The 8,918-nt window shown below is 44.8% G+C and carries 9 protein-coding genes; 5 read left to right on the top strand and 4 right to left on the bottom strand.

Annotated features, from left to right (window positions below):
• Together H6S82_RS09685 and H6S82_RS09680 are read right to left on the bottom strand one after the other, a co-directional pair.
• Positions 1-1,193: dicarboxylate/amino acid:cation symporter (locus H6S82_RS09685; protein WP_191056179.1), on the bottom strand; the 1,193-nt coding region annotated here is incomplete at its 3' end.
• A 330-nt stretch (positions 1,194-1,523) separates the two neighbouring features.
• The gene (locus H6S82_RS09680; RefSeq protein ID WP_190463162.1) at positions 1,524-2,360 is read right to left on the bottom strand and encodes a hypothetical protein; all 837 of its coding nucleotides are present in this window, start codon (positions 2,358-2,360) and stop codon (positions 1,524-1,526) included.
• 262 nt (positions 2,361-2,622) lie between these two features.
• On the opposite strand from H6S82_RS09680, the gene H6S82_RS34315 reads away from it, so the two are divergent.
• A complete protein-coding gene (locus H6S82_RS34315) occupies positions 2,623-2,898 on the top strand; it encodes a transposase (protein ID WP_322111859.1) in 276 nt (91 codons plus the stop codon).
• Positions 2,899-3,380: 482 nt separating this feature from the next.
• Here the strand turns inward: H6S82_RS34315 and H6S82_RS09665 are convergent, their stop codons facing one another.
• Complete coding sequence (locus H6S82_RS09665; protein ID WP_190463157.1) at positions 3,381-4,760, bottom strand: hypothetical protein; 1,380 nt, start codon at positions 4,758-4,760, stop codon at positions 3,381-3,383.
• Positions 4,761-5,042: 282 nt separating this feature from the next.
• Positions 5,043-5,495, bottom strand: coding sequence for a CAAD domain-containing protein (locus tag H6S82_RS09660; RefSeq protein ID WP_190463156.1), 453 nt, complete (start codon positions 5,493-5,495; stop codon positions 5,043-5,045).
• A gap of 303 nt (positions 5,496-5,798) precedes the next feature.
• Between H6S82_RS09660 and folK the strand changes: the two genes are divergently transcribed.
• The 4 genes from folK to H6S82_RS09640 form a co-directional block, all read left to right on the top strand.
• Positions 5,799-6,299: a 2-amino-4-hydroxy-6-hydroxymethyldihydropteridine diphosphokinase gene (folK, locus tag H6S82_RS09655; protein WP_190463154.1), complete on the top strand. Its 501-nt coding sequence runs from the start codon at positions 5,799-5,801 to the stop codon at positions 6,297-6,299.
• 50 nt (positions 6,300-6,349) lie between these two features.
• Complete coding sequence (locus H6S82_RS09650) at positions 6,350-6,898, top strand: NUDIX hydrolase (RefSeq protein ID WP_190463152.1); 549 nt, start codon at positions 6,350-6,352, stop codon at positions 6,896-6,898.
• 293 nt (positions 6,899-7,191) lie between these two features.
• Positions 7,192-8,625, top strand: coding sequence for a deoxyribodipyrimidine photo-lyase (locus H6S82_RS09645; protein WP_190463150.1), 1,434 nt, complete (start codon positions 7,192-7,194; stop codon positions 8,623-8,625).
• 13 nt (positions 8,626-8,638) lie between these two features.
• Positions 8,639-8,918, top strand: a 280-nt coding sequence (locus H6S82_RS09640; protein WP_191056178.1) for a filamentous hemagglutinin, incomplete at its 3' end; no start/stop codon positions are given.

Raw genomic sequence — 8,918 nt, 5'->3', positions numbered from 1 at the left:
CGACAGCGATCGAGAAACCAGTCTACAGTAATCAGCAAAGCAATGTACTGTGTTGGCAAACCAACCGAACTAAACACTAGCGTCATTGTTACCAACCCCGCATTGGGAATGCCAGCTGCACCCACAGAAGCAAAAACGGAGGTTAACACCACAATTAACTGCTGCAACAAATCGAGATTTCGATTCAAAACTTGGGCAATAAACAAAGCCGCCATCGCTTCGTAAAGTGCTGTACCGTCGTTGTTGAAATTGCTGCCGACTAATGCCCCCAAAGAAGCGGAAGATTCTCGCAAACCAATTTTTTCTTGCAAAACCCGAAATGTGATGGGCATTGTCACAGTTGAGGAAGAAGTCGAAAACGCTGTCATAAACGCATCGAATCCACCTGTTAAGAACTGTAGCGGATTTACCCAGGAACCAATTTTTACCCGGATCAAGTAGTAGCAGGCTTGCAAAAATAGCGCCACCAGCACGGCGATAATTAAAGCACCCAGAGATTTAAATGGTGTGAAACCCTCTAAAGCAACTGTTTTGGCAACGATACCAAAAACTGCCAGGGGTATGAGGGCAATCACCCATTCCAAAATGCGTACCACTGCGTCGAATAAAGTGCCGATTACCCACTCAAGTGCCTCATAGTTTATTTTGTTGCTGGCAACTTGTTCTTTTTTCAAAGCACGCAGCACAATTCCAAAACTGAGAGCGATAACGATAATTTGAAGGACGTTGTTATTCACAAGGGGTTCAACAACGGAACTAGGCACCATATTTTGCAGTAATGCCCAAGGATCGAGATTCTTAATGTTGTCAGCTGACCCCTCTGGGGCACGGATCTGACCCCATTTGCCCGGTTGCAAGATATTGGCAACTAAAAGACCGATCAGAATCGCAACTGTGGTATTCGTTAATAGCAAGACGAACAGACGTCTTCCTGCGGTTCCGGGAATGTTGGCGGTGAGGAATGTGTGGACTACTGCTAACAAAATCAATGGTGTAGCGAGGGCACGCAAAATCTTCAGCACCAAGTCGCAGGGAACTGCAAGGTTGTTAATGAGGGCGATATTACCTGCTGCGGGGTTTCCCCCACCCAATAAAATCCCTACCGACACTGCCAGGATCAGGGCGATCGCAATCTGCAAATAGAGTGGTATACGCTGCCACCAGTGGCTAGTTTTGCTTTCAGCCTCTATCATGCTCGTTTTTCCGATTTTTCACTTATGCTTTCATACTAGAACTAACTTTTGCTCAGGCCATACTTCTTTGCAGTTAAAGTTGCTTCTGAGTTTAAGTGACAATTAATTAAAGTTAATCACCAAAATTAAATACAATATAGCACTAAAATGAAATATCTTTTCTTTAATTTTTACTGCTTTAATTGTTAATTTATTCTGTAATTTATTTAAATTTACTAATTATATATTTTTAAAATGACACAAATATGGTAAGTTTTACTCAAAAACAATATTTTATAAAATAGCTACGGCGTCATAGCTTCAGCGACGCCGTAAAGAAAAATCTTTTGGTTATCTAATTTCTTCTGCGCCGGGACGATCGACACTGGAATCGCCTGTATCAATAGTGGGACTGACTGCGCGATCGGTTGTGCCAGTTGTCGGAATAACGCCAGAATCGGTTGTACCAGTAGTCGTTGGGCTAATCTGAGGATCGACTGTATCTGTGGGACTGACTCCAGAAGATGCCTGTAAAATCCGATTGTCTAACAGGCGGGCGATCGCGCCCAACTGGGCCGTCGGTACTCGATCCTTGGGGTACATAATACCCGTAAAAGCTCCCACATTGCTACGACGAAACGCAGCTACATCCAGACGTAACGGTTGCCCTTGCATCGACACAGATACGGTCATACCCGTTGAAGCTTCCGCAACATTATTCAGTTCCGGGATAATACCGTACTCCAAAATCTCAATTCCCTGTCTTGACTTCAGGGCTTCCCTATATTGAGCGATTAGTTCTTGCTGGTACTCCGGTTCCTGAATCTGCTTGATAATAGCATCGAAATTAGCTCGATCGGGCTGATTCGCGATCGTACCGGTAAAACCGAAAACTATTTGAAAAGTTTGCGGATGTACGTAAGCAAAGAACTTATTCGGCTTCATCCCGGCTTCGATCAGCTGCTGTCTGAGACCTTCAAACTTGGAACTGACTTCAGCTGCTATCTGGGGTGGCAGTTCCTTAAACCCAGGCGGCAAATCTTGCAAACTCAGAGTAGGATTTCCCAAAATCTGTTCTGGCGTGGCGGTGACGGGAACGGGATCGGCAGCTAGTGCAGTCGGTATATAGCCACTCCCCCAGATCGAACCTGTCAACAAACACAACGTTATTGCTAATCTTTTGATCATTGGTGTTTTGGTAAGGGCGTCCCTCATCAGGATAACGCTCTTGACAGCGGCTGGGTAAAGTCAAAAGTCAAAAGTCAAAAGTCAAAAGTCAAAAGTCAAAAGTCAAAATTAAGAATTTCTTCCCGCTATCTCGTTCTCCCGCACCCCCGCTCCCTCTTCCTTCTTCCCCGACGCCATAACCCCGACGCCCTAGCCCCCAGTCAAGAGGTTAAACAGCGAGGGAAGAAAACATGGTGGAAACGAACAAAATATTTGTCTTAGGTTGTCATACGAAAACCAAGTTATTTGTGTAGAAGATTTAGCAGTTAAAAACATGGTGAGAAATCCCAACTTAGCAAAAGCTATTAGTGCCAAAGTATGGGGGATGTTTCAAACCATGCTCAAATACAAAGCTGAAAGATTTGGACACACTTATCTTGAAATAGGTCGTTTCTTCCCATCATCTCAACTTTGTAGTGAGACCCTACTATCAATCCCAATGCTGCAAAACGGTTATGATTCATTGGTAGTAAGGTTTGTAGATTGTCCTCACTGTTAGAAACAGCATGATAGAGATGTTAATGCTGCAATAAATATTAGAAATGAAGGATTGCGACTTTTGGCATTAGGAACTAGCGCTTCTGCCCAAGGAGGGGATGTAAGACCAAAGACTTCTGGACGTAAAAAATCCACCAAGTCCGAGGCAATCCCCAATGAGTTGGGAAGCCTACACTGTACCAAAGGTCAGTGTAGGTAGTTCACCATCCGGATCTAGCAAACCACATCAGCAACAGCGACGCCAAGCTCAGGGCAAGAAATTGCAGCGCGATCGTCTCCATGAGCCATTTAATTGTTAAGATTGTTTTCATATACTCCTCATCACCTGCATCGACAGCCAAAACACTCGTATTTCCCCAATATGACCAATCTGTCTACAGGTACTTGTGATCTATTGGGATAAGTACTTGTGATAATATTTATCACATTGAGTGATATATATCACTCAAAACAAGCTTTTATTTTTAGTGACCTCTGCAAAACCTAGCTTTGCGGTTTCACCATTTCCCTAATTCCATTTAAGTCAAGATCGAATTTCTCGGCAATTCTTTGCATTAGTTCATTTTTTGCTGGGGTAATGACACGATCGGCCTGAGCGATTCTGTAACACTGAGCCAGCAGAGGAATGGCATAATCGCGGTTAAGCTGAGCCAAAAGCGTATCTAAAGGTTGAGGCGACTGGATATTAGCAGCAATTGTTTCTAAAGAAGTTTGGCTGAGGTTGAAAGTTTGTAACTGAGGTAGAATTTCTGACCAAGATTTTTCTGGATGACTGGCGACGATCGCGTGAACCAAAATACCATCCATTACTTTTTGTTGCGCGATCGCAGTTTCTAAGTAACTATCGCTTCCGATCTCCAAATCTGCCAGCGTTGTTACAGCAGTAGGTGCGTTTAACTTAGCTTCATAAAACCGACAAGCCGCATAGCCCAAGGAGTATAGCATAACCGCATTGGAAGAAGCACCGATCGCAGCGCCGGCAAGCGGTACATTTCGCAGAATACCCAAACCCGCCTTCACAGCGCGACTACCGCCCAATCCCAACCCAAAAATAGCCAAAACTTCGCCCTTACGTGCTGGCTCTTTCAAATCTAGCCCATAGGCAGCGGCAATCTGATAAATCATTTCCGCCTGTAACTTCGTGGTTGTGGCCAAATCCAGAGCGAACAAAAGCAAAGCTTCTCCCGGTAAAATGCTGCTAACCAGTCCCACACCGCCAGCATAAACCGCTTTTTCCACCATAATCCGGTGCGCGATCTGGCTGGGTGATTCTTCTGGATATTCTTTTTGCAGCTTTCTCACATCTGCCTCTGCTTTGGCGAGGTCAACACTATCGGCAGCACCTACCAACCAATCTAAGCGAAACACACCGCTCAATCTTCGCAACAACCAGTTATCGGAGACGAAGCTAATAGTTTCCCCCGCTTTTTGAGTGGCCTGCTCGAACAGATTATAAGTTTGTTTGGCGGTTGTCTGTGCGATCGCAGTCGCTGTCTCCACAACTGTTTTCCCCGTTTGCGAGGTAGTCTGGCAGATCGTATCCCCTACACCAGATGCCGTATTCACCACAGCTTTGCCAGTTTCAGAGGTAGTGTCGCAGATCGCTTTCCCTACACCAGATGCTGTGTTTACCACAGCTTTACCCGTTTGGGAAGTCGTATAGCCGATCGCTTCGCCAACACCCACAGCCGTATCCACGATTACCTTACCAGTTTGGGAAGCGGTGTTGGCAAATGCTGTGCTGATTTCCGTCACCATCTTGGCAAATTCCAGGAACCAAGATGACTTTTCAGGAGTATTTGTTGATGAAGGTGACTTGAGGCCATCATTAAGCTCAGATGCTTGTTGTTCTTTGCTGTTCATCGCTAAACTGTTTTTCGGCTGGGCATATAGCTAGGGCGTCGGAGCTAGGGACTGGGGACTAGAGAAAAAGGAGAAGGAGGAGAGAGAGGTGGAATTAAGAACGTCCTAACTGCCTTGGCGATTCCTATATTACTAACTTGCGATCGGACAAGCCTAAAATGTTTCCCTCCACAGACGCATTTTACCGATGAAAGAGGTAAAAAACAAAAACGTCCGAGCCATCCCGGACGTTCTTGCGATGTCAAACTTCAGCAGCTTTCAGAAAAGTCTTCTCCAGCTGCTTTATTTGCCGACGTTTCCAGAGCTGCCTCCCAAAACTTGATTTTTCAGCGTGTTGAGTTCCTCAGTCAATTCTTGCCGACTCGACGCCTTGAGTAAGTAGCGGTATACAAACCAACCAGAGTAGCCGATCCCCACCAGTTCAAAGAAAGGCGACAGCAAGGGAATATCGTTGAGGGCTTCCAGGACTGCCAGCGTTACCTTGACGCTGACAAAGGCAGCCACAATCAATCCAACAGCCACTAGGGGTTTCTGGTATTTTACAAAGAAAACACCCAGGTAATCTTGCAGATTAGACAGATACAAAACAAACTGATCCCAGTACTCCTGCCACTGAACGTTAGCAGAAGAGTCGGCTGGAGGAAGTTTCGCCAAGGGAGCCGTATCGGTTCCTTGGACGGTAACCTCTACTTTGGGGGTATCAGTTTGTTGCACTTGGGGTTGCTTGGTTTCCATGTTGATATCTCGATAACGATAAGTACAACCTTGGTTATGTTAGCTAGGAGGCGACCATGCTTGCAGCAGAACTTTAACTAGCTTTGCAAAACAGTTTTTGGTAGTTCGGGAATATATTTGTTCCAAAAGGGCAGCTGTGTTCGTTGGTAGCACAGCCATAGCCTTACGATCCCAGTAAAAGCCATCAGTCCCCGTTACAGCGTCCTTCTTAAGGATTACTCCCGAATTTTCTACAGTCGGCTTTCTTTCCAAACCGCTCAAAAGCTAATCTAGCGATCGATACAGGCAATGAGGAAGTAATGTGTGATTGTACAGTCTGGGCAATGCGCTATCGCTCTCGGCAGTAATCTGGGTGATTCCCGTACTATTCTGGAGTCCGCCCTCGAAATACTGCACCAAACACCGGCAATCAGTCTGCTAGCGCGATCGAATTGGTATCAAACTGAAGCTGTGGGGCCACCTCAGCCAGATTATTTGAATGGCGCTGCCGTGATACAAGTCTACATGAGTCCCCAGCAGTTATTAGATCGTCTATTGGAAATTGAAGCTCAATTCGGTCGTATCCGCAGGGAACGTTGGGGGCCAAGAACATTAGACATTGACTTATTGCTATTTGATGATATTATCCTCAACACTCCCACTCTCCAGTTACCTCATCCTGGTATCAAAGAAAGAGCTTTTGTGCTGGTACCTTTAGCGGAAATTGCCCCAGACTGGATCGAACCGATTTCAGGAAAGACGATCGCACAACTCCTTCAAGCTGTAGACTGTTCTGGTGTCCGTCGGTTAACGCTTGCCGATTGAATCACTACAAGCCTGCAAATTCAATCCAAAATCCAAAATCCAAAATCAATATGGGATTTGCTCCAGAAACACCAGAACTCCTCTCGCAACGCCTTTTTTACCGGGGTCGCAAATTCAACTTTGATGTCAGCCGCCTGCGCCTCCCCAACGGCGCTGAAGGCGACTGGGAATGTATCCGTCACCCAGGTGGAGCCCTCGCCGTACCGGTAACGGCAGAAGGTAAACTGGTACTTTTGCGTCAGTATCGCTTTGCTGCCCAAGGACGTTTGTTGGAGTTCCCGGCTGGCACGATCGAACCAAATGAAGACCCAGCCGAAACTATTAAGCGAGAAATAGAAGAAGAAACAGGTTATCGCGCTCGCAAATGGCAAAAATTAGGACAATTTTTCCTTTGTCCCGGTTATTCTGATGAAATCATCTATGCTTTTCTCGCTCAAGATTTAGAATTGCTGGAAACGCCACCAGACCAAGACGCCGACGAAGATATGGAAACAGTTTTGATGACTCCAGAAGAATTGGAAAAAGCAATTTTGGCAGGGGAACCTGTAGACGCAAAATCTATTTCTAGTTTTTTCCTAGCTCGTCCATTCCTATTTTAGATTTTGAATTTTGGATTTTGAATCAAGCGATATTATTTAAATGTAGGGTGTGTTAGGCACGATCGATTTAAAAGTCAAAAGTCAAAAGTCAAAATTTCCCTTCTTCCCTCTCCCCTAAACTCTAACCCCTCTCCTCTTATCATATCCGGGAGCATCGGTTGCCTAAAAAAATCGCTTTCTTATCTGCGTTTATCTGCGTTCATCTGCGGTAAAAAATTAACCCCCGATTCCCACAAGACTTAATCTAGATAAATTTGTAATCCAAAATCCAAAATCCAAAATCCAAAATTGATATGTCTGATTTAATTCTCTTCTGGCATCGTCGCGATTTACGTATTTCAGATAATTTAGGACTGGCAGTCGCACAGGAGCAAAGCCAAAAAGTCATAGGCGTTTTTTGTCTAGATAGCAACATTTTACATAGAGATAATGTTGCCCCAGCAAGAGTTACCTACATGATTGGCTGTTTGCAAGAATTGCAAGAGCGGTATGCCGAAGTCGGTAGCCAGTTGTTGATATTAAATGATGAGCCAAGCAAAGCGATACCAAATTTAGCAGCCGCTCTCAACGCCAAAGCTGTATTCTGGAATTGGGATGTAGAACCATACTCAAAAGAGCGCGATCGCACAGTTACCGAAGCTCTCAAAGAAAAAGGCATTGCCGTGCAAAACTTCTGGGATCAATTATTGCACCCACCAACAGAAATTCGCACAGGTTCTCAGCAACCATACACTGTTTATACACCATTTTGGAAAAACTGGATAAACAAGCCAAAAGCTCAGCCTGCCAAAATATTCCAAAATCAGATAAATTTAACTGAAGCGGAAATAGAAATAGCGCAAACAGTAGGTGCGATCGCATTGCCGACAGCAAAAGAACTGGGATTCGTTTGGGAGAATGAATTGCTGTTGAAACCAGGAGAAAAAGCCGCACAAAAAAGACTGTATGAATTTTCCGAATCAGCAATTTTTGAATATCAAGAACAGCGTAACTTTCCATCTGTTGACGCCACATCCAGACTGAGTGCGGCACTGAAATTTGGTGCGATCGGCATCCGCACAGTTTGGTCAGCTAGCAATGCAGCAATGGAAAAAAGCGATCGCGAACAAGCACAAGCTGGCGTAAAAACATGGCAGCAAGAACTGGCGTGGCGAGAATTTTATCAACACGCAATGTATTGGTTTCCAGAATTAGCAGAAGGTGCATTTCGCCAAGTCTTCAAAACATTTCCTTACGACAATAAACCAGAACATTTTCAAGCTTGGTGCGAAGGCAAAACCGGATATCCAATTGTCGATGCAGCCATGCGACAAATGAACGAAACCGGATGGATGCACAACCGCTGTCGGATGATAGTCGCCAATTTTCTCACTAAAGATTTGTTAATAGATCCCCGTTTGGGAGAAAAATACTTCGAGCAAAAGCTATACGATTGGGATCTATCTGCAAACAATGGTGGTTGGCAGTGGAGTGCTTCCAGCGGAATGGACCCCAAACCAGTAAGAATTTTCAATCCAGCTTCCCAAGCCCAGAAATTCGACCCGAAAGCAGAGTATATTAGAACATGGGTGCCAGAATTGCGGACTGTCGATACAGAGTCCTTGCTAACGGGAAAAATTTCACCCTTACAACGTCAAGCTTTTGGTTATCCTCAGCCTATCGTGGATCACAATCAACAGCAGCGAGAATTCAAAAATCGATACAGTCAGCAGAAAACAGATTCGTAAATTGACTTATTTTATGAAACTGTTTACGCTGCGATTTGGGTCTGTGTTAGGCAGTGCCTTGTTTTTTTTATTAGCTGCGTATGATTCAAGCTACAAAGCTTCAGCACAAATTGTCCCGGATGCAACTTTGCCTGTAAATTCTAGCGTTACACCACAAGGCAACACCAGCCTCATTGAAGGGGGAACTAGGGCAGGTACTAATTTATTCCATAGCTTTGGAGAATTTTCTGTCCCTGCTGGCGGCACTGCTTATATTAATAATACTCTGGATATTCAAAATATTTTCAGTCGAG

Source organism: Planktothrix sp. FACHB-1355, from assembly GCF_014748295.1.
Classification (GTDB): Bacteria; Cyanobacteriota; Cyanobacteriia; order Cyanobacteriales; family Aerosakkonemataceae; genus Aerosakkonema; species Aerosakkonema funiforme_A.
Note: the sequence above shows the minus strand (reverse complement) of the source record. Positions and strands in the feature narration are given on the sequence as shown.